At 72.8% G+C, this 18979-nt stretch carries 21 protein-coding genes; 10 read left to right on the plus strand and 11 right to left on the minus strand.

Translation table 11 applies throughout. The features are described from left to right. Window positions 1–90: 90 nt before the first annotated feature. Together ACWC9T_RS31655 and ACWC9T_RS31660 are read right to left on the minus strand one after the other, a co-directional pair. Complete coding sequence (locus ACWC9T_RS31655) at window positions 91–843, minus strand: polyprenol monophosphomannose synthase (RefSeq protein ID WP_449824487.1); 753 nt, start codon at window positions 841–843, stop codon at window positions 91–93. A gap of 329 nt (window positions 844–1172) precedes the next feature. Further along, window positions 1173–2735 (minus strand): N,N-dimethylformamidase beta subunit family domain-containing protein, encoded by a 1563-nt coding sequence (locus tag ACWC9T_RS31660; RefSeq protein ID WP_449824488.1) that lies wholly within the window; start codon window positions 2733–2735, stop codon window positions 1173–1175. Window positions 2736–3079: 344 nt separating this feature from the next. Here ACWC9T_RS31660 and ACWC9T_RS31665 point away from each other — a divergent pair, with 344 nt between their 5' ends. Beyond that, window positions 3080–5020 carry an amino acid transporter gene (locus ACWC9T_RS31665; protein WP_449824489.1) on the plus strand — a complete coding sequence of 647 codons (1941 nt, stop codon included), beginning with the start codon at window positions 3080–3082 and terminating at the stop codon, window positions 5018–5020. A 6-nt stretch (window positions 5021–5026) separates the two neighbouring features. Here ACWC9T_RS31665 and ACWC9T_RS31670 read toward each other — a convergent pair whose 3' ends face one another. Together ACWC9T_RS31670 and ACWC9T_RS31675 are read right to left on the minus strand one after the other, a co-directional pair. Beyond that, complete coding sequence (locus ACWC9T_RS31670; protein WP_449824490.1) at window positions 5027–5347, minus strand: hypothetical protein; 321 nt, start codon at window positions 5345–5347, stop codon at window positions 5027–5029. Between the two features lie 84 nt (window positions 5348–5431). Then, on the minus strand, window positions 5432–5701 hold the full coding sequence (locus ACWC9T_RS31675) for a GlsB/YeaQ/YmgE family stress response membrane protein (RefSeq protein ID WP_449824491.1): 270 nt from the start codon (window positions 5699–5701) through the stop codon (window positions 5432–5434). Between the two features lie 268 nt (window positions 5702–5969). Between ACWC9T_RS31675 and ACWC9T_RS31680 the strand changes: the two genes are divergently transcribed. Beyond that, window positions 5970–6335, plus strand: coding sequence for a hypothetical protein (locus tag ACWC9T_RS31680; RefSeq protein WP_449824492.1), 366 nt, complete (start codon window positions 5970–5972; stop codon window positions 6333–6335). Between the two features lie 40 nt (window positions 6336–6375). On the opposite strand, the gene ACWC9T_RS31685 is transcribed toward ACWC9T_RS31680, so the two are convergent. Both ACWC9T_RS31685 and ACWC9T_RS31690 read right to left on the minus strand, forming a co-directional pair. Beyond that, window positions 6376–7176: a HEAT repeat domain-containing protein gene (locus ACWC9T_RS31685; protein WP_449824493.1), complete on the minus strand. Its 801-nt coding sequence runs from the start codon at window positions 7174–7176 to the stop codon at window positions 6376–6378. A 41-nt stretch (window positions 7177–7217) separates the two neighbouring features. Beyond that, entirely contained in the window at window positions 7218–7937 is a 720-nt protein-coding gene (locus ACWC9T_RS31690; RefSeq protein ID WP_449824494.1) for a TetR/AcrR family transcriptional regulator, read from the minus strand. A 141-nt stretch (window positions 7938–8078) separates the two neighbouring features. On the opposite strand from ACWC9T_RS31690, the gene ACWC9T_RS31695 reads away from it, so the two are divergent. The 3 genes from ACWC9T_RS31695 (at window position 8079) to ACWC9T_RS31705 (ending at window position 10727) form a co-directional block, all read left to right on the plus strand. Further along, on the plus strand, window positions 8079–9326 hold the full coding sequence (locus ACWC9T_RS31695; protein WP_449824495.1) for an FAD-dependent monooxygenase: 1248 nt from the start codon (window positions 8079–8081) through the stop codon (window positions 9324–9326). Between the two features lie 580 nt (window positions 9327–9906). Next, window positions 9907–10536, plus strand: coding sequence for a CBS domain-containing protein (locus ACWC9T_RS31700; protein WP_449824519.1), 630 nt, complete (start codon window positions 9907–9909; stop codon window positions 10534–10536). A 14-nt stretch (window positions 10537–10550) separates the two neighbouring features. Then, window positions 10551–10727 (plus strand): hypothetical protein, encoded by a 177-nt coding sequence (locus ACWC9T_RS31705; RefSeq protein ID WP_449824496.1) that lies wholly within the window; start codon window positions 10551–10553, stop codon window positions 10725–10727. A gap of 36 nt (window positions 10728–10763) precedes the next feature. On the opposite strand, the gene ACWC9T_RS31710 is transcribed toward ACWC9T_RS31705, so the two are convergent. Further along, window positions 10764–11135: a hypothetical protein gene (locus tag ACWC9T_RS31710; RefSeq protein WP_449824497.1), complete on the minus strand. Its 372-nt coding sequence runs from the start codon at window positions 11133–11135 to the stop codon at window positions 10764–10766. A gap of 241 nt (window positions 11136–11376) precedes the next feature. On the opposite strand from ACWC9T_RS31710, the gene ACWC9T_RS31715 reads away from it, so the two are divergent. Beyond that, on the plus strand, window positions 11377–11706 hold the full coding sequence (locus tag ACWC9T_RS31715) for an SHOCT domain-containing protein (RefSeq protein WP_449824498.1): 330 nt from the start codon (window positions 11377–11379) through the stop codon (window positions 11704–11706). A 144-nt stretch (window positions 11707–11850) separates the two neighbouring features. Here ACWC9T_RS31715 and ACWC9T_RS31720 read toward each other — a convergent pair whose 3' ends face one another. After that, window positions 11851–12261, minus strand: coding sequence for an organic hydroperoxide resistance protein (locus ACWC9T_RS31720; RefSeq protein WP_449824499.1), 411 nt, complete (start codon window positions 12259–12261; stop codon window positions 11851–11853). Window positions 12262–12435: 174 nt separating this feature from the next. Between ACWC9T_RS31720 and ACWC9T_RS31725 the strand changes: the two genes are divergently transcribed. The 3 genes from ACWC9T_RS31725 (at window position 12436) to ACWC9T_RS31735 (ending at window position 14524) form a co-directional block, all read left to right on the plus strand. Next, window positions 12436–12909, plus strand: a complete 474-nt coding sequence (locus ACWC9T_RS31725; protein ID WP_449824500.1) for a MarR family winged helix-turn-helix transcriptional regulator — start codon at window positions 12436–12438, stop codon at window positions 12907–12909. 335 nt (window positions 12910–13244) lie between these two features. Beyond that, on the plus strand, window positions 13245–13814 hold the full coding sequence (locus ACWC9T_RS31730) for an RNA polymerase sigma factor (protein ID WP_449824501.1): 570 nt from the start codon (window positions 13245–13247) through the stop codon (window positions 13812–13814). After that, entirely contained in the window at window positions 13811–14524 is a 714-nt protein-coding gene (locus ACWC9T_RS31735) for a hypothetical protein (RefSeq protein WP_449824502.1), read from the plus strand. Before ACWC9T_RS31730 ends, ACWC9T_RS31735 begins: the two co-directional genes overlap by 4 nt. Before the next feature lie 86 nt (window positions 14525–14610). On the opposite strand, the gene ACWC9T_RS31740 is transcribed toward ACWC9T_RS31735, so the two are convergent. The 3 genes from ACWC9T_RS31740 to ACWC9T_RS31750 form a co-directional block, all read right to left on the minus strand. After that, entirely contained in the window at window positions 14611–15279 is a 669-nt protein-coding gene (locus ACWC9T_RS31740) for a GAP family protein (protein WP_449824503.1), read from the minus strand. A gap of 201 nt (window positions 15280–15480) precedes the next feature. After that, complete coding sequence (argG, locus tag ACWC9T_RS31745; RefSeq protein WP_449824504.1) at window positions 15481–16893, minus strand: argininosuccinate synthase; 1413 nt, start codon at window positions 16891–16893, stop codon at window positions 15481–15483. 436 nt (window positions 16894–17329) lie between these two features. Continuing rightward, window positions 17330–18040, minus strand: a complete 711-nt coding sequence (locus ACWC9T_RS31750) for a rhomboid-like protein (protein ID WP_449824505.1) — start codon at window positions 18038–18040, stop codon at window positions 17330–17332. Window positions 18041–18255: 215 nt separating this feature from the next. Between ACWC9T_RS31750 and ACWC9T_RS31755 the strand changes: the two genes are divergently transcribed. Next, window positions 18256–18966: a rhomboid-like protein gene (locus ACWC9T_RS31755; RefSeq protein WP_449824506.1), complete on the plus strand. Its 711-nt coding sequence runs from the start codon at window positions 18256–18258 to the stop codon at window positions 18964–18966. The last annotated feature ends 13 nt before the right edge of the window (window positions 18967–18979 follow it).

Below are 18979 nucleotides of genomic sequence, written 5' to 3' on the forward strand. Positions count from 1 at the left end.
GCTCCACACCTACAATCACCACCGCGGACACACCGCACTCGCAGGCAAGCCACCCGCCAGCCGCGTCCCCAACCTCACGGGTCAGAACACCTAGTTCAGCTCGCCGCGCTCGTCGACGCGGTTGAAGCGCAGCTTCCAGGGCGCGAGTGCGGACTCGACCTGGACGCCGATGCTCATCTTGGAGGCGCCCTCGATCCGCTCCTCGAAGCGGATCGGCACCTCGCGGATGGTCATCCCGCGCTGGATCACCCGGTAGTTCATCTCGACCTGGAACGAGTAGCCGTTGCTCTGCACGGTCGGCAGGTCGATGGCCCGCAGCGTGTCGGCCCGCCACGCCTTGAACCCGGCGGTGGCGTCGCGCACGCCCAGGCCGAGGATCGCGTTGACGTAGAAGTTGGCCCAGGCGGAGAGCGCCTTGCGGTGCCAGGGCCACTCCGAGGCGGTCGAGCCACCGGGCACGTAGCGGGAGCCGAGCACCACGGCGGTGTCGTCGGTGAGCAGGGTCTCCACCATCGCGGGTATCGCGGAGGCCGGGTGCGAGAGGTCGGCGTCCATCTGGACCACGACGTCGGCGCCCTCGTCCAGGGCCCGGGCCATGCCGGCCAGGTAGGCGCGGCCGAGGCCGTTCTTCTCGGTGCGGTGCAGCACGCCGACGGTGCCGCCGGAGTCGGCGGCGAGCTTGTCGGCGAGTTCGCCGGTGCCGTCGGGGGAGTTGTCGTCGACCACCAGCAGGTGCAGGTTCGGCACCGGGAGTTCCGCGAGGAGCCCGGCGAGGACCGGAAGGTTCTCCCGCTCGTTGTACGTGGGGACGACGACAACGACCTTGGGGGAGGCCTCGACCATGTTCTGTTTCCCTCGTGTCCTCGCCGGACGGCACCGGTGCCACGCCGGTCGGTTGTCTGGACGAACTGCGCTGGTGTTGGAGCATGTGAGTCTATCCGGCCCCGGGGTGTCCGCCCGCCCCGGGGAGTGCGGCCGGGCGGGCGGATCCCGGCGGGGCTCGGGAGTCCGTTCGACCGAGGTGGGCCGTTGCGGCAGGTTACCGCCCGTGCCGAATGGTCGACCCGGAGAACTTCTGCGGCCCGCCGGAGACCTTCGTTGCCCCGATCGTGGGCGGCTGATCACGACCTGCCGGTCACGGCCGGTGATCGGGGGCCGCTGGGCCGGGCCCGTTACGCCGGGCCGTAGACGGTCGACAGGTTGTCCTGGGCGGGGTGGCTGCGCCCGGCCGGGCCGGAGGCGAAGGCGCGCAGGACGTTCTCGGTGACCTTGCGGACCAGGTCCCCGGCGTGCGAGTCGATGCCGTGGTCGGCCTTGCCGCCGCCGGGCCCCTGCGCGTCCAGGGCCTCCACCCAGCGCATCGTCCCGCTCGCGAAGACCCCGGCCCCGCTCGGCACGGTGTAGTAGGCGGTGTCGGAGTGGGAGCGGCGGCCCTCGCAGACCACGGGGGAGTGGGCGATGATCTCGATCGGGCGCGGGGTGGGGAAGTCGGTGTTCACCCGGTCGTACTCGACGCCGACCAGGTGCGGGAAGGACGCTCCGGCCGCGACGCCCGTCCCCTCGAAGGCCCAGTGCCCCGGCGAGGTGACCACGTAAGGGGCGTCCACCGGGTAGCCGTCGTAGATCACGCCGAGCATCGAGCTCTCCGGGTCGGCGCCCGGGCCGGCCCGGAAGTCGGCGGTCGCCGGGGCGCCGGCCTGGTGGCCCGGGTCCTGCGCCCAGGCGTCCTTGTAGCAGACCACCGTGCGGTCCGGGCCGAGGTCGGTGGGCTCGAAGCGGACCCGGCGGAAGCAGCAGTTGGCGCCGAGGATCGCCAGGTTGGTCCCGGCGTCGCGGGCAGCGGCCACGTTGGCCCGCTGCTCGGGGGACCAGTACTCGTCGTGGCCGAGCGAGAGGACGGCGGCGGCGCCGTGCAGCAGCCCCGGGTCGCGGGCCACGTCGATCCCGGTGGTGTAGGCGAGCGGCAGCCCGAGCCGCTCGGCGAGCGCGATCAGCGGCGCCTCGTAGACCAGGAACAGCCCGGCACCGTGGTCGTAGTCGTACGGCCGGTCGAAGACCACCCGCAGCGAGCGGGTGGCCACGGTGCCGGTCGGGCCGTTGTAGAGGCTGTAGCCGCCCCACTCGTTGTAGGCCTGCCAGGTCGCCGGGGCGCTCATGACCACGGTCCTCCCGGCGGTGCTCGCGGAGCGGACGGTGAGCGGGACGTAGCGGCGGCCGGGTCCGCCCTCGACGTCCAGGCGCAGCAGGTAGGCGCCCTCGGGCCAGCCGGTGGTGTCCACGGCGAGAGTGCGCTGCCAGCCGGTCAGCACGGTGCGGGCGGCCTGGTCCACGTGCGACGCGGCCTGCTTGCCGCCCGGGACGTGCTCGCGGCGCCAGACCAGGCGGGCGCGGGCGCCGTCGTACCAGCCCATCCGGTAGGCGGAGACGGTGAAGGCGGCGGCCGGGGTGGAGACGTGCAGGCCGAAGGACTCCCCGGGCAGCACGCTGACCCGGTCGGCGAAGCCCTCGACGGCGTCTGCCGGGCCGGGGTCGGTGATCTCCCAGTCGGGGTTGCCGGGCTGGGACTGCTCGCTCCTCAGGCCGACGTGCTGGGCGGTGGGGTCGGCCCCGCCCGGGGTGCCCTGGGCGTCGGGGGAGGGGTTCGGGGCCGCGTCCGGGTGACGGGGCCCGCAGGAGGCGACGGTGGCCGCCATCAGACCCAGGCCCAGAATCCCCCGCCGGCTCGGTTCCGCCACCACGGCCTCCCTGTCGTCCGTCGCTGCACCCCGCGGCCCGTCCACCTCGTGGGGTCGCGGTCAACCTCGTGTGTCAATGTGCGCGGTCATCCTCACCCGTTTCGGGCGGTTCATGCCGACCGCCGCGCCGGAGCCGCGATCACGGCCGGACGGCGGCCGCCGGAGGGCCGTACGGACGGACCCTGGCGTGTTGGCGCGCGCGGTTCGCGGGCGGCCGCGGTCCGGTCACCTAGCCTGACCAGGCCCGCCGTCCGGCGGCCAGCAGGGGGTCCGGAGCCGCGCGCGGCCGGCCGAAGTCGTGGACAGGGGTGTACGTGGTCTCGTCGGGTTCGGCCGAACCGGGAATGGCTCCTCCGACGCGGGGCGCGAGATTCCGGGCGTGGATGCTGGAAGGCCTGTCGGACATGGCCAAGCAGCACCCCGGCCCGCACGCCCAGGCGCCGGAGCACGAGGGCCAGAGCTGGTGGCGGGTCATGTGCCTGACCGGCGTGGACTACTTCTCGACCCTCGGCTACCAGCCGGGCATCGCGGCCCTGGCCGCAGGCCTGCTCTCCCCGGTGGCGACCGTCATCCTGGTGGTTGTCACCCTGCTCGGGGCCCTCCCCGTCTACCGGCGGGTGGCCCGGGAGAGCCCGCACGGGGAGGGCTCGATCGCGATGCTGGAACGGCTGCTGTCGTTCTGGCAGGGAAAGCTCTTCGTACTGACCCTGCTCGGCTTCGCGGCCACCGACTTCATGATCACCATCACCCTGTCGGCTGCCGACGGCGCCGCGCACCTGGTCGAGAACCCGCACGTGAGCAGCGTGCTCGGGGGGAGGCAGATGCTGGTCACGCTGGTGCTGGTGGCCCTGCTCGGCGGGGTTTTCCTCCGGGGCTTCGGGGAGGCGATCGGGGTCGCCGTGGTGCTGGTGGCCGTCTACCTGGCGCTCAACGTGGTCGTGGTGGTCAACGGTCTGTGGCACGTCCTGGAGTCGCCGCACCTGGTCACCGCCTGGTCGGACGCCCTGACCGCCGAGCACGGCAACGCGCTCGCGATGATCGGCGTGGCGCTGACCGTCTTCCCCAAGCTCGCACTCGGCCTCTCCGGTTTCGAGACCGGAGTCGCCGTGATGCCGCACATCAAGGGCGACCCGGAGGACACCGAGCAGTGCCCGACCGGCCGGATCCGCGGCGCCCGCAAGCTGCTCACCACCGCTGCCGTGATCATGAGCATCTTCCTGATCGCGACGAGTTTCATCACCACTGTGCTGATCCCCCCTGACGCCTTCAAACCCGGCGGGCAGGCCAATGGGCGGGCGCTGGCCTACCTCGCCCACGAGTACCTGGGCAGTTCCTTCGGCACCGTCTACGACGTGTCCACCATCGCGATCCTCTGGTTCGCCGGCGCCTCCGCGATGGCGGGCCTGCTCAACCTGATGCCCCGCTACCTGCCGCGCTACGGCATGGCCCCGCACTGGGCCCGCGCGGTGCGGCCGCTGGTGATCGTCCTCACCCTGATCGCCTTCCTGGTCACCTGGATCTTCGACGCCAACGTGGACGCCCAAGGCGGCGCGTACGCGACCGGTGTGCTGGTGCTGATCAGCTCGGCCGCCATCGCGGTGACCATCGCCGCCCACAAGATCGGGCAACGCCGCTGGCGGGCCGGTTTCGCGGTGATCGCCGCGGTGTTCCTCTACACCACGGCCGTGAACATCGCCGAGCGGCCGGACGGCGTCAAGATCGGTGCCTGCTTCATCGCGGGCATCGTGCTGGTCTCCTTCCTCTCCCGGCTGAAGCGGGCCTTCGAGCTGCGGGTCACCCACGTGGACCTGGACGACGTGGCGGAGCGGTTCGTGCGGGACTACATGCACCGCCCGCTGCGGCTGATCGCCAACGAGCCGAACAGCCGGGACCTCGCCGAGTACCGCGACAAGCTCCGCCAGATCCGCAAGGACAACGACATCCCGGCCGAGGACGATCTGGTCTTCGTCGAGGTCACCGTGCTCGACCCGTCCGACTTCGAGGCCGCACTGACCGTGCGCGGCGAGGTGCTGCACGACCGCTACCGCGTGCTGTCGCTGGAGAGCTCCAGCGTGCCCAACGCCCTGGCCGCCCTGCTGCTGCAGGTGCGCGACCTGACCGGGCAGCAGCCGCACATCTACTTCGAGTGGACCGAGGGAAACCCCTTCGCCCAGTTCCTGCGGTTCTTCCTGTTCGGGCAGGGCGAGATCGCGCCGGTCACCCGCGAGGTGCTCCGCGAGGCCGAGCCGGACCGCACCCGGCGGCCCGCGGTGCACGTGGGCTGAGCCGGTTCAGTCCTCCTCGTCGAACGGCTCGTCCGACCAGCGGAACGCCGCCCGGTCGCCGCGTATGTGCAGCAGGAACTCGGCGACCGGGCCCTGCGGGGAGGCCAGGGTGAGCGTCCCGGCGATCCGGTCGTACGCCCGGTCGAACGCTTCAAAGTCCTCGGCGTCGACCAGGGCGGCCGACTCGTCGAACCAGGGCTTCACCTCGGCGAAGCCGGGACGAGGGACGAACCGGCCCTCCAGCCAGGGGAAGTAGCCGTCGTCCACGACGATCTCGCCGAGCAGTTCCTCGCCCCGCCGCAGCCGCCAGACATCTCCGTTGGGCATCGGCGCACCCTCCCGTCCGGGCCCTTCCGGTGAGCCCTGGCGGGAGTCTTGCACCTGCGACTGACAATCCGGCCCGACGCCGGGTCAGCGGGGTGGGCGGGACTTGGTCCAGACGGGTGCGACGAAGGCCACCAGGGCGACGGCGAAGCCGAGTTGGAGGAGGTGGCGGATCCAGTCGATGCCTGCGGTGTGGCGCACGCCGATCCAGCCGGAGACGGCGTTGCCGAACCAGGCCCCGGCGGCGCCGAGCAGCATGGTCAGCCACCAGGGGATCGACTGCGGTCCGCGCAGGATCAGCTTGGCGAGCACGCCCAGCACGAAGCCGATGAGCAGAATCCACAGGAGCTGGAACATCGCGGTCCACCTTCCCGGCGCCGTCGGCGGGCACCAGCGCGCCGAATCGCCGAAGACGCGGTTCGTCCCATGATCACCCGGTTCGGCCGAACGGGCATGTCGGCCGGGCCCCGGAGGTGACGGCCACCGGCGCTGATCGGTCCGGGGCGGAAAGGGGCGAGAACCCGCCGCCGGTGGGGCCGGAAACGCACTGTTCGGCGGGTTATTCGTACCGGTAGGAATGGGCCCTGGCGCGGACACGCCGCGTCACCCGAGAGGAGCCGCTCCAGTGACCCGACTTCGTGCCGCCGTCCTCACCCTCGGCTGTACCGCCGCCGCCCTGACCCTGACCATGGGCACCGCGCAGGCGGCGCCCGGCAGCACCAGCACGGTCTGCTCCTCCTCGCTGACCCCGGACGGCTTCGTGGACGTCCAGTGGTGGAACAGCGCCGGCTGCGGCTCCGGGTTCAACCCGAACACCAAGAAGATCATGCAGCTCACCGGCTACCCGGTCGGCACCGTGGTCAACGCCTGCGCGTCCACCTGGCCGCCGGCCGGCTGGACGATCGTCAGCAGCTTCTACGGCTCCGGCTGCCAGTACTCCTCCGTACCGAGCTTCAACAACAACTCCTGGCAGCTGAAGCGCGTCTCCTGACGGCTTCCGACAGCGGCGGCTCGCAGCGGTCCGCGGGGCCTCAGGGTTCCCGGACCGCCGCGACGGCCTCGCGGACCTCCGGGCGCGGGTCCTCGGCGAGGCCGTCCAGCAGCTCGGCGACGCCCGGGGTGGACCAGCCGCAGACGGCCCAGACCAGCTCCTCGCGCACGCCCGGGTCCGGGTGGTCGGCCAGCCGGGCGAGGAGGTCCACCGGGCCCCGGCGGCGCAGGCCGAACCAGTGCAGGGTGGCGCGCAGCTCGGCCGGATCGCCCGGGTCGCCGGCCGCCTCGATCCGGGCGAGCAGGACGGGGACGGGCGGCGGCGGGCCGTCCAGTGGGTGCGGGCGGCGTTCGCGCATCCGCCGGTCGCCGTAGCCGCCGCGCAGGCGGCAGCCCGCGCAGGTGCAGGGGCGGGTGCCGTGGGCGCCCGGGAGGTAGCGCCAGCCCGCGACCTGCGGTACGGCGCGGATCCGGTGCACCTCGCGGGGGCGGAGCGCGCGCGGTACGACCACCTCCCAGCCGCGCGGGTCCGCGAGCGTGCCGATCCTCGCGACCGCCTCGGCGGCCGAGACCCACTTCTGGGCCTCCTCGGCGCGGTCCCGGTAGTGCCCGACCAGCACCTGCTGGGTGTCGTCCAGCCGGACGTGCACCGCGACCAGCGACCCCTTCGGGCCGAACCGGGCCAGTTCGCGCAGCCACTGGTGGGTGAGCGTGTACGAGGGCAGCACCGGGAAGCAGTACACCCCGCGCACACCGCCCTGGCCCCGGCTGTCGGCCCGGATTCCGGCGCGGCGGATGCGTGGCGCGTTCGCCGCGGCGGTCAGGTGTACGAACATCGCCATGGGGCGCGATGCTAGCTGCCCCGGGGGTGTCGATCGATGGGTTATCGCGACCGTCGGGGCTCCGTCCGGCGGCCGATCAGGGCGGCCAGGCCGTCCAGGATGCGGTCCAGGCCGAAGTCCAGGGCTTGGTCTTGCCCGCCCGGCTCGGCCATGGCGGCGGCCAGGGCGGGGTAGCGGTCGGCGTGCCGGTGCACCACGGTGCCGAGGGCGGCGAGGAGTTCGGCCTCGGGGGAGCCGTTCGGGCCGACCGCGCGGGCCTGCTCGGCGATGCCGCGCACGTGCCCGGCGAGCAGCACGGCGGCGTCCATCCGCTCGGCGCCGGTCAGCCCGTGGCCGTCGAGGGCGGCCACCACACGCTCCAGCCAGGCGAGTTCTTTCGGACCCGGCACCCGGGGGCCGACGGTGGCGTCCAGCAGCCACGGGTGTCGGATGAAAGATGCGGCCAAGTGGTGGGCCCAGGCGGTGAGTTGTTCCCGCCAGTGGGCGCCCTCGGCCGGCGTCGGCGGCTCCTCGACGGCCGACTCGACCATCAAGGCGATGAGTTCGGCCTTGCCTGGGACGTAGCGGTAGAGCGACATCTTGGTGAAGTCGAGCAGCGCGGCCACCTTCTGCATGGAGACCGCGCCGAGCCCCTCCGCGTCCGCCACCTCGACGCCGGCGGCGGCGATCCGCTCCAGGCTGAGGGCCGGCTTCGGGCCTCGGGTCGGTTTGGCCGACGGGCCCCAGAGCAGCCGCACCGTGTCGTTCGCCGCCTCGACCATCGTCCGCTCCCGTCCTGGGGGTTGCCCGTCCCCGTCAACTGTGTCTACCGTACACAGCAATGAACAGTGTCCGCGAGACACAGTTACTCGACTCTCGACGCCGGGTTCCCGAGCGTCGACCCTCGGACGGAAGTGGTTTCCATGAGCGGCTTTGCGCACGGCGCCTGGAGCGGTTCCCCGCGCGGTTCCCGTCGCACCAAGGTGCTGATCTCGGGCGCGAGCATCGCCGGTCCGGCGCTGGCCCACTGGCTGAGCCGGTACGGCTTCGAGGTGACGGTGGTCGAACTCGCCCCGGCGCTGCGCGGCGGCGGCCAGAACGTCGACTTCCGGGGCCGCACCCACCTGACCGTGCTGGAACGGATGGGCGTCCTGGAGGAACTGCGCGCGCTCGACACCGGCGGCAGCCCGATCACCTTCGTGAACCAGGACGGACGGCAACTGCTGCACCTGCCCGCCGAATTCGCCGGCGGCGAGCTGGAGGTCCCGCGCGGTGAACTGGCCCAGCTGCTCCACCGGCACAGCAGCGCCCGCGCCGAGTACCTCTTCGGCGACTCGATCACGGCCCTGGAGGAGACCGCGCGTGGCGTCCGGGTCGCCTTCCGGCACGGCGCACCCCGTGAGTTCGACCTGGTGATCGGCGCCGACGGGCTGCACTCCAACGTCCGGCGGCTCGCCTTCGGCCCCGAGCAGCGGTTCGTCCGCCACCTCGGCTACTACGCGGCCACCTGGCAGCTGCCGAACAGCGGCGGCCTGCCGGCCGGCGGGGTGGGCCTCAACGTGCCGGGTCGGCTGATGTCCGTCGGGGCCGACCACCGCGACCCCGCCCGGGCCGGGGCCTTCTGCCTGTTCGCCTCGCCCGAACTGCGCTATGACCGCCACGACCCGGAGCGGCAGAAGGCGCTGATCCGGGACGCCTTCGCGGGCCTCGGCTGGCGGGTGCCGCAGTTGTTGGCGAGCCTGGACGCCGCGCCCGAGCTGTACTTCGACTCGATCAGCCGCGCCGACGTCCCGACCTGGTCCACCGGCCGGACCGCCCTGCTCGGCGACGCCGCCTGCGGCGCCACCATCGGTGGCATGGGCACCGGGACGGCCGTGGTGGCCGCGTACGTCCTGGCGGGCGAACTGACCCTGGCCCGCGGCGACCACCGCGCCGCCTTCGCCCGGTACGAGCGGCTGCTGCGCGACTACGCCCAGGGCTGCCAGAAGGGCGGGGACCGGACCGGCCCGTTCCTGGCGCCGCGCACCGTGACCGGACTGCGGTTGCGCAACGCCGTGCTGAACCGGCGGTGGGCGCTGGACAAGATGCTGGAGCTGGGCAAGCAGGTGTCGAGCGTCGACCTGCCGGACTACGGGCAGGCGTTGGCCGACCGGGTCAGTGCGGCGGGCTGATCCGGCCGCCGGTGTCGAGGAGCGCCTCGACCTGGACGGTCGCCCGGGCGGGGCGTTCGAGGGCCGCGGTACGGTCCGTGGCGGGGGCGGTCGGCCGACCAGTCCGGGCCCTTGGCGGTGAGCCGGGTGACCCGGCGGCTGCCCGCCGCGAGCAGGTGCGCCGTCCTCTGCCGGGGGTGTCGCCACGTCCGGGCCACGGTGTCCTGCTCGAACCGGCTGCACGCCCGGCCCGGACCGCCACCGGCGCGCCGCGGTGCCCTGGGCCGTCGATGCCGCGCTCTCTGCCAACGGGCCCTCCCGGAGGCGTGCGTGCTGTCGCGGTGGACGGTCCAGCGAGTCGATCACGTGATGGTTGCGCCGTCCGTGGCAGCGGCGCGCCCCGGGGCGGCTCGCTCCGGCCCGTCGGCTCCGTGTTCGCTGGTCAGGGCCATTGGTCCCACCCGTTCAGCCCCTTGGCCCCTGGCGATCTACGCCGTTCGGGGCCATGCTGCGGGTACCGGCCGGGACGATCCGCGCCCGGTCCGACCAGCACCGTTGGACGAGGTGAACCGGCGTGCGGCATGCCACCGTCGAATCCGTGATGACCAGCCCCGTGGTCCGGGTCGCGCCCGAGACCGGTTTCCGGGAGATCGTCGCGCTGCTGACCGACTACGACATCACGGGCGTGCCGGTGGTCGACCCGGAGGGGCGGCCGCTCGGCGTGGTCTCGGAGGCCGATCTGCTGCGCACCCTGGCCGCGCAGGAGGATCCGGGCAGTCTGCTGCCCGCGCCCGAATCGGCGAAGGCCGGGCCGGGCGGCGAGATCACGGCGGCCTACCTGATGACGGCGCAGCCGGTCTGCACCACGCCCGACAGCAGCGTGGTCGCGGCGGCCCGGCTGATGAGCCGGCACGGGCTGAAGCGGTTGCCGGTGCTGGACGAGGAGGGCCGGGTCATCGGCATGGTGAGCCGCGGCGACCTGCTGCGGGTCTTCCTGCGCGAGGACCGGGTGATCCGGCGGGAGATCGTCGAGGAGGTGCTCGGCCGGATCGACGGGGTGAGCCCGGCGGAGATCGGGGTGGAGGTCGACCAGGGTCGGGTGGTGCTCAGCGGCACCGTTCCCGAAGCGCACCTGGTGCCGGTCGTGCTGAACCTGTGCCGCTCGGTGGACGGGGTGGTCTCGGTGACCGACCGGCTCCGGGCCGGGGGTGCTACCGCGTCGGTCGGCTGATCGGCGCGCACCCGGTGGACTGGTACGTCGAGGACGAGCTGGTCCACGCGGACCTGCGCGGCGTGGGGACCGGCTGGCACGCCTACCTGATCGTCAACCTGTCGGTGGCGGACGGGACCCACCATGACCGGCCCCTCGACGGGCCGAGCCGGCTCAGCTGGGTCTGCCGCGGCCTGCAGGTCGAGCGCTGACCCGTCGGTCTGGGGATTTCTCGGCGCTCGTCGGTTTCACGGTGCGAACGATGCGGTGATCGGGCCGCCCGGGCCGGAGCGCTGGAACCAGACCGCCCGGCGGCGCGGGCCGATGTGCGCGGGGTCGGTCACGTACAGGTCGTCGCGCGGGGCGCGCTCGTTGCCCGGGGCGAGCGCCGCGTCCACGGCCCGGTCGGCGATGGCGCGCAGCAGGGCGGTGGCGGTGGCCTCGGCGGCGGCGGGGGTGATGGCGAGGGCGGTGAGTTCGGTCCAGAGCGAGATGGACACGTACGCTATCGGGGAGCGTCCGAGCGCCTGGTGGGGGCCGTGGTCGGCGTGGCGGCGGAGCGTCCCGGCGGCGACGAGCTGCTCGGGGGAGCGGTGGTCGTCCGACGGGTGGTGGCTCATGGGCGGCAACGCTACCCCGGGGGTCGGGGGTGCGAGCGCCGTAGGGTGTTCTCAGCCTTTCTTCACAGCGGTTTGACCGGTCGGGGCGCACGATGGTGGTAGGGCGCTCATCACCCGGGCGGTCCTGTTTCCTTTGTGGCGCTGCTTCCCGGTGCGACGGCACCTCCGGCGGCCCGGCACCTCGGGCGGTGCGGCGCCGGTCACCTCTGCGGGCCCCGACGGGCCGGAGGAGGAGGTCTCGATGAGGCACTGGCATTGGCGCGGGTACGGGCCCGGCCACGGACCGGGTGGTTGGGGCATCGCGGCGATGACGATCGGCGCGCTGTTGATCCTGGCGCTGCTGGTGCTCCTGGCCGTCGCCCTGTTCCGGTACATCTCCCGCTCGCGGCAGCCGGTTCCGCGCGGCCCCGCGGCTGCGGGCGCCGCCGGGCCGGGGCCGGGCGGTTGGGCGCACGGCCCGAACCCGGAGCAGCTGCTCGCGGAGCGGTTCGCGCGGGGTGAGATCGACGCGGAGGAGTATCGCCACCGACTGGAGACGCTGCGATCGGCAGACGGGCCGGGCGGCGGCTGACCGGGGGCGCGGAGTGCGTGCTGAGACCCGCCACGTGTGCGGCGGGCCTCGGTGTTTTGCTACTGGGCGTCGGTGCTCGGTCGGCTCACCTGGCGTACCCGGCTTTACCGATGCGTCTGACTCGACTCATTCGACGCATTCGACTTATTCGACGACCAGCTCGACCGGGATGTTGCCCCGGGTGGCGCGGGAGTACGGGCAGACCTCGTGCGCCTGCTTGACCAGCAGCTGGCCGGTCTCGCCCGCGAGGGAGTCGGGCAGCTCGACGCGCAGCACGACGGAGAGGCCGAATCCCGCACCGTCCTTGCCGATGGACACCTCGGCGGTCACCGAGGCCTCGCTGGTGTCCACCCGGGCCTGGCGGCCGACCAGGCCGAGGGCGCTGGCGAAGCAGGCGGCGTAGCCGGCCGCGAAGAGCTGTTCGGGGTTGGTGCCCTGGCCGCTGCCGCCGAGCGCGGGCGGCATCGCGAGGGCGAGGTCGAGCTGGCCGTCCGAGCTGACGGCGCGGCCCTCGCGGCCGTTGGCGGTGGCGGCGGCGGTGTAGAGCGCGTCCATGGTGGTAGTCCCTTCGTGTTGCTGCTCGTCTCGCGGCGTGCGGGTCGTGGATCGCCGTGCACGGGTGTGCCGCTCCGGTGGATTCCCGACGGCCCGCTGTCTGCTCAATAAGTAGAGCACGCAATTCAATTGCGCACAACTAAATGGTGTGCGTGTGATCGGTATCATGGGGTCATGACCACGCTCCCGGGCATGGCGGACGAGGAACTGCTCCGTCTCGACCAGCAGATCTGCTTCTCGCTCAATGCCGCCTCGCGCGCCTTCGGTGGCGTCTACCGGGTCCTGCTCCGGGACCTCGGGCTCACCTACCCGCAGTACCTGGTGATGCTGGTGCTGTGGGAGGACGGCGACCTTCCCGTCAAGCGGATCGGCGAGCGCCTGCGGCTCGACTCCGGAACGCTCTCCCCGCTGCTCAAACGGCTCGAGTCGGCCGGGCTGGTGCGGCGTGAGCGCAGCCCGGAGGACGAGCGGTCCGTCACCGTCGGTCTCACCTCCGAGGGGTCGGCGCTGCGCGAGCAGGCCGGGCAGGTGCCGCGCCGACTGCTCGCGGCGACCGGGCTGCCGGTCGAGGATCTGGCCGCGCTGCGCGAGCTGCTGGAGCGGGTGACCGGCGCGCTGGACTCGGCGGCGGTGGAGCCCGCGCCGTAAGTCCCGGGGGCGGGGGCGTTGCCGCTGGCGGTGGCGGTGTCGGTGGCGCTCTTGGTGGCGCGGAGTCGTGGTGCGGGGTTGCTGGCGGGCTTTGTCAAGCCCCGCTTCATCAAGGTGTGATCTGGGTCATGTTGCTGGCGTCGGGTGGCCGCCCGAACGCTCGAATGGGCAGGTCAGCGGCAGCGTTCGAAAGTGAACGGAAACATTCGCCAATTGTCCGCCCGATCCGGTCAACAACACGGGCCTCCCGGACGGTTACAGCACGAGCCCCCGAAGGGGCCGTCGGCGTGCCACCCGGTGGGCCGGCCAGCTGACCCAGGAATGAGGGGGCGCGTGTGAACACGCTCGGGCCGGGCGAGGAGCGGAGCCTGCGGGCGGACCCGCTCGACGACCTGCCGACTGACTTCGAGGCCTTCTTCACCCGCGAGAACTCCGGCTACCTCCGCTACGCCCAGCAGCGGCTGCGCCACCGCGAGGACGCCCAGGACGCCGTGCAGAACGCCGGCACCACGCTCTACCGGAACTGGCGCCGAGCCCTGGCCAGTGAGGACCCGCAGGCCTTCGCCTTCAAGATCGTCAAGGATGCGGTGATCGACGTCATGCGCGAGCGCCGCCGCACCGAGCGCAAGCGGCTACGGGTGATCGCCCAGCGGCGCCCGGACACCAGCCAGGACGAGCTGGAGGAGCTCGCCGAACTGGACGCCCTGGACTGGGCGATGGAGGAGCTCGCGCGCGCCGCGCCCGTACAGGCCGACGTGGTCCGGCTGCGTCAGGCGGGCCTGTCCTACCACGACATCGGCCGGGCGCTCGGCATCGCGCACACCACCGCCCGCACCTACTACAGCCTCGGGCGGCGCCACCTGGAGTACTTGCTGGAGCACCCGGACGACGAGCAGGCGACATGAGGATCACCGAGCTGCTGCGCGCGCACGCTGCCGAGCTGGACCGGGAGTTCCGCGAGCACGACCCGGTGGCGTTCACCCGCCGACTGGCCGAGCGGCTGGCAGCCGCCCGCCGGTCCGCCCCGACCGCGCGGGAGCGCCCCGCCCGTCCGCCCGCCGCCGCCCGGCCGCCGAACGTCCCGGTCTCGGGGGAGCACCCCTGGGCCGGGGGCCGATCCGAGCTGCGGCGCGACCTGCGCTACCTGTGCGCGGGCGTCGCGGGCGCGGTGGAACCGGCGGAACTGGCCCTGGACCTCGAACTCGCCGAGAAGACCGCTCTGCGCACGCTCGGCTGCCTGCTCTACGGCATGGGTCGGACGGCGGACGGGGTCTTCTGGTGGCGGATCGCCGTCCAATACGGTGACCAGTTGGCCGTCCACTGTCTGGCCGTGCACTACGCCGCCGAGGGCGAGCGGGGCGACGCGGCGCGCTGGGCAGCCGAGGCCGAGGACCTCAGCGGCCCCGGACGGCTGCCGGAGCTGGCCCCGGAGGCCCGGCCGAGCAGCGCGGCCGAGCTCGCGCGGCGGCTGGCGGAGCGGTACGACGGGGAGATCCTGCTGACGCTGCGGGACGCGGTCGGGGCAGGGGCGAGTGCCCGCTGCGACGCGGGCGCCGACGGCGGGCGGCTGGCCGTGCGGACGGTGCGGGGGCGGGGGGTGGTGCGGATCCGGTGAGGGCGCCGGGGCCGTTGCGGCGCGGGGCCACGCGGGCGGCGCTCCGGGTGCGCGGGTTCCGGTTCTGCAGGTTCGGGTTCAGCGGTTCAGGCGAGCCCGGTGAGGGCGTCGCCCAGGTAGGCGGCGCCGAGAACCAATGGGACGGCGGTCATGATCGCCGCGTTGTGCGCGGCCGTCCAGGCGCGCCACTCGCCGAGGGTGCGGATCGAGCGGTCGTTGCCGAACCGGTGGACCGCGAGCGGCAGCAGGGTGCCCAGCGAGCCCAGCAGAACCATCAGGGCGGCGGCCAGTGCCTTGGCCCCCGCGCCGGTCGGACTGGCGGCGATGGACGCGGCGCCGCCGACCGCCGGGAGCAGGGTCTTCGGGCGGGCCACCACCAGGGCCACGGCGAGGCTGGCGGACCGGGCGGGAGTGAGGCGGTCGATCCCCAGCAACCAGGTCGGCGGCGCGGTGACATGCCCCGGTCTCGGCCGGTCGCGCCACTGCTTGGCGGCCAGCAGGAGGAGCATGGCGCCGAGGGCGAGCTTCAGCCAGGACGACCAGGTCGGCCTGCCGCTGTCCGGGCTCAGCGCGCTGCCCGCGGCCAGGACCGCTGCCACGACCGCCGCCAGGCCGAGCCCCCAGCCGGCGGTGAAGGCGAGCCCGTTGGTTCGGCCGCGGGGCGAGGCAAGGATCAGGAGCACGGCGATCAGCGGCAGCGGGCTGAGCGCGACCGCCACCGCCGAGGCCAGCATCGGGCCGATCGCCTCACCCATCCCCGGACCTGCCTTCCCGTCACCGGGTGCCGTCCGCCATTCAGCTACCGCCGGGGGCGGTGCGCACGGCCGGTTCGGCCGTTCGGGTGAGGTGAGGGGAACGGCGCAGGGCCGCCGCACCGATGTGGTGCGACGGCCCTGCGCCGGGTGCGCCCCTCGACGTCAGTCGCCTGACTCCGTCGGCCGGGTCACGCGACTGGGTCAGTCGGTGCCGGACTCGATCGCCGCGTGGTCGAGCGCGGTGGACTCCGCCTCGTCACCGGTGCCGGCGGCGATCGGCGCCGCGCCACCCGGGGCGAGCTCGCCGATCAGACCGCTCCACGGCGCCAGCTGGCCGTGGCCCGCGTACTGCTCCAGCTTGCTGCGGGAGTCGGCGATGTCCAGGTTGCGCATGGTCAGCTGGCCGATCCGGTCGTCCGGGACGAACGCGGCGTCGACGCTGCGCTCCATCGACAGCTTCTCGGGGTGGTAGCTGAAGTTCGGGCCCTGGGTGTCGATCACCGAGTAGTCCTGGCCGCGCCGCAGTCGCAGCGTGACGCTGCCGGTGACGGCCTGGCCGACCCACTTCTGCAGGCTGTCGCGCAGCATGAGCGCCTGCGGGTCGAACCAGCGGCCCTCGTACAGCAGCCGGCCGAGCCGGCGGCCCTGGGTGTGGTAGGTGGCGAGGGTGTCCTCGTTGTGGATCGCGTTCAGGAGGCGTTCGTAGGCGGTGTGCAGCAGCGCCATGCCCGGGGCCTCGTAGATGCCGCGGCTCTTGGCCTCGATGATGCGGTTCTCGATCTGGTCCGACATGCCCAGACCGTGCCGTCCGCCGATGACGTTGGCCTCGTGCACCAGCTCGACGGCGGTGCCGAACTCACGGCCGTTGATCCGGACCGGGCGGCCGAACTCGAAGTCGACGGTGACGTCCTCCGTCTGGATCTCCACGGCCGGGTCCCAGAAGGCGACGCCCATGATCGGGGCGACGATCTCCATCGAGGCGTCCAGGTACTCGAGCCGCTTGGCCTCGTGGGTGGCGCCCCAGATGTTGGCGTCGGTGGAGTAGGCCTTCTCGGCGGAGTCCCGGTACGGCAGGTCGCGCTCGGCGAGCCACTCGGACATCTCCTTGCGGCCACCGAGCTCGGTGACGAAGGCCTGGTCCAGCCACGGCTTGTAGATCCGCAGGTTGGGGTTGGCCAGCAGACCGTAGCGGTAGAACCGCTCGATGTCGTTGCCCTTGTAGGTGGAGCCGTCGCCCCAGATGGACACCCCGTCCTGCTGCATGGCGCGCACCAGCAGGGTGCCGGTCACGGCGCGGCCGAGCGGGGTGGTGTTGAAGTACGTCTGCCCGGCGGAGCGGATGTGGAAGGCGCCGCAGGCGAGGGCGGCGAGGCCCTCCTCGACCAGCGCGGCCCGGCAGTCGACCAGTCGGGCCTGCTCGGCGCCGTACGCGCGGCCGCGGGCCGGGACGTCGGTGAGGTTGGGCTCGTCGTACTGGCCGATGTCGGCCGTGTAGGCGTAGGGGACGGCGCCGTGCTCGCGCATCCACGCGACCGCGACGGAGGTGTCCAACCCGCCCGAGAATGCGATGCCGATCCGTTCACCGACCGGCAGCTTGCTCAAGACCTTCGACATGCATGCACCCTTGACCCACCCGCGCGGCGCGGGCTCCTGATTTAGCGACGTGTGAGGGGATTCGGCGTATTCGATCCGATGCCCGCACTCTGGCATAGGTTTGCAGAGTAGCGCAAGAGAATACGGAGGCGTCGGTTGGGGTGGCGGTTCGCGGTGCCGCTCTCCGTCGGCTGTGGATCGAGTCAACTCGGCTGAGAGGAAGGGTGGTTGGGGTGGCAACGGGATCGAAAGGGCGGTTGGGGGTGGGTTGGGGGATCGGCTGGATTTTTTCGGGGCGGACGGGGCGGACGGGGCGGACGGGGCGGACGGGGTGATGGGCCGGGGTGGCCGGGGCCAACTCGGCGGATGTGTGGGGAGGGGGCGTGGCGATACGGGCACGGGCCGGACTCCCAAGAGCGGGAGAGTCCGGCCCGTCGTGGTCGGGGTGGAGGGGACGTCAGCGGGCGCAGCCGCTGTCGTGCGCTGGTTCGCGGTCGGGGTCTCTCCCGGATCCGCTATCGCCCGGCAGGGAGGCGCGGGTGCGAACCCACGCGGTGCGGGAGGCGAGGACGCCGAGCCCGAGGGCGACCAGGTGTCCGGCGTCGGCCAGCTGCTGGTTCACCGTCCAGGCGGTGGCCAGCGCCACGGCGAGGGCCGGCAGGCCGTACCGGCGCAGCGGGCGCGGGCCCAGGGCGAGCAGACAGGCGACGGTGGCGACGAGTCCGTAGCTGATCCCGACGTCCCGGGCTCGGGAGAGCGCGCCGGGGATCCGGGCGGTCAGCATGATCCACATGGCGCCCTCGGTCAGCAGAGTGGCGCCCAGGTGCCCGAACGCGAAGACCGCGATCGCACGAGCCGGGCCCCAGCGCCACTCGGCCAGACCCAGGACGACGGCGACCGCGGCGATGCCCGCCCAGGCCGGGACCCCGTCGACCACCAGGCCGCTGGTGAACATCGTCCACCACTTGCCGACCTCCATGTGGTGGACGTTGCTGCTGTTGTGCCGGACGAACCGGGCGCGCTCGGTGTGGCTCTGGTTGGCGAGCCAGGAGGCGGTGACGGTAAGCAGGATGACGTAGATCGTGGTGAGCCGCAGGCGGAGGGCGGTTCTGAGCGCCGGGTGCCGGGCGGTGGCGGTCGGTCTCGTCGTCCCGAGGCGGTCCCTCATCGTGCCTGGAGCCCTTGCTGTGTGGTTTCTCAGATACCGGCAGCTCTACGGCAGGCCGGAGGCCCAGACTACGCCAGTCGAGGGCAGTGGCCGTGTCGACCGTGCCGGCGGCGAGGGGCGACAGGGGTCGGATCGGATCACCCGAACGGGTCGCCGCGGCGGCGGGCGGCGGCGGAGGCGGGCGAGGGTGGGGAGGGACCGTCGAGGAGGCCCCGATGACCGGCAGCACCACTGAGGTGCCCGAGGCGCACCGGCGGCGCTGGTGGGCTCGCGCGGCCCGAGCGGTGTGGGCCTATGTCCGGCGGGCTCCGGGCACCTACATCTGGCTGGCGATCCTGCTGATCACCACCCAGGTGATCCGGCACGTCGACACCGCGACCGCCGACCGCATCCTGGAGCGGCGCTCGACCAACCTGCACCACTTGCAGGTCTCGCCGGTCCGGGTGCTGGCGACCAGCACGCTGTGGATCGCGGGCGGTGGCTGGCCGAGCTACTTCGCGCTCTACAACATCTTCCACGTGCCCGCCGAGCGCTGGCTCGGCACGCTGCGGTGGATCTCGGTGGCGATGCTGGCGCACGTCGGCGCCACCTACCTCAGCGAGGGTGTCCTCGGGTGGGCGATCCACCGGGGCCTCGCCGCGCCGAAGGCCGTCTACACGCTCGACTACGGCGTCAGCTATGCGCTCGCCGGCGTGGTCGGGGTGCTCACCTATCTGATCGTGCGGCCCTGGCGGTACCTGTACGTGGTCGGGGTGCTCATCGTCTACGGCGTTGGCGTGTACCAGAGCCGGGACTACACCGGCATCGGGCACCTGAGCGCGGTGCTGATCGGGATCGCCTGCTACCCGATCACCCGGGACCGGCCGGGAGCCTTCGACCCGGTCATCTCGTCGCGGGCGCTCTGGCGGAGGCTGTACGCGAGGTGAACAGTCGTCAGCT

The organism is Kitasatospora sp. NPDC001159 (genome assembly GCF_053598235.1).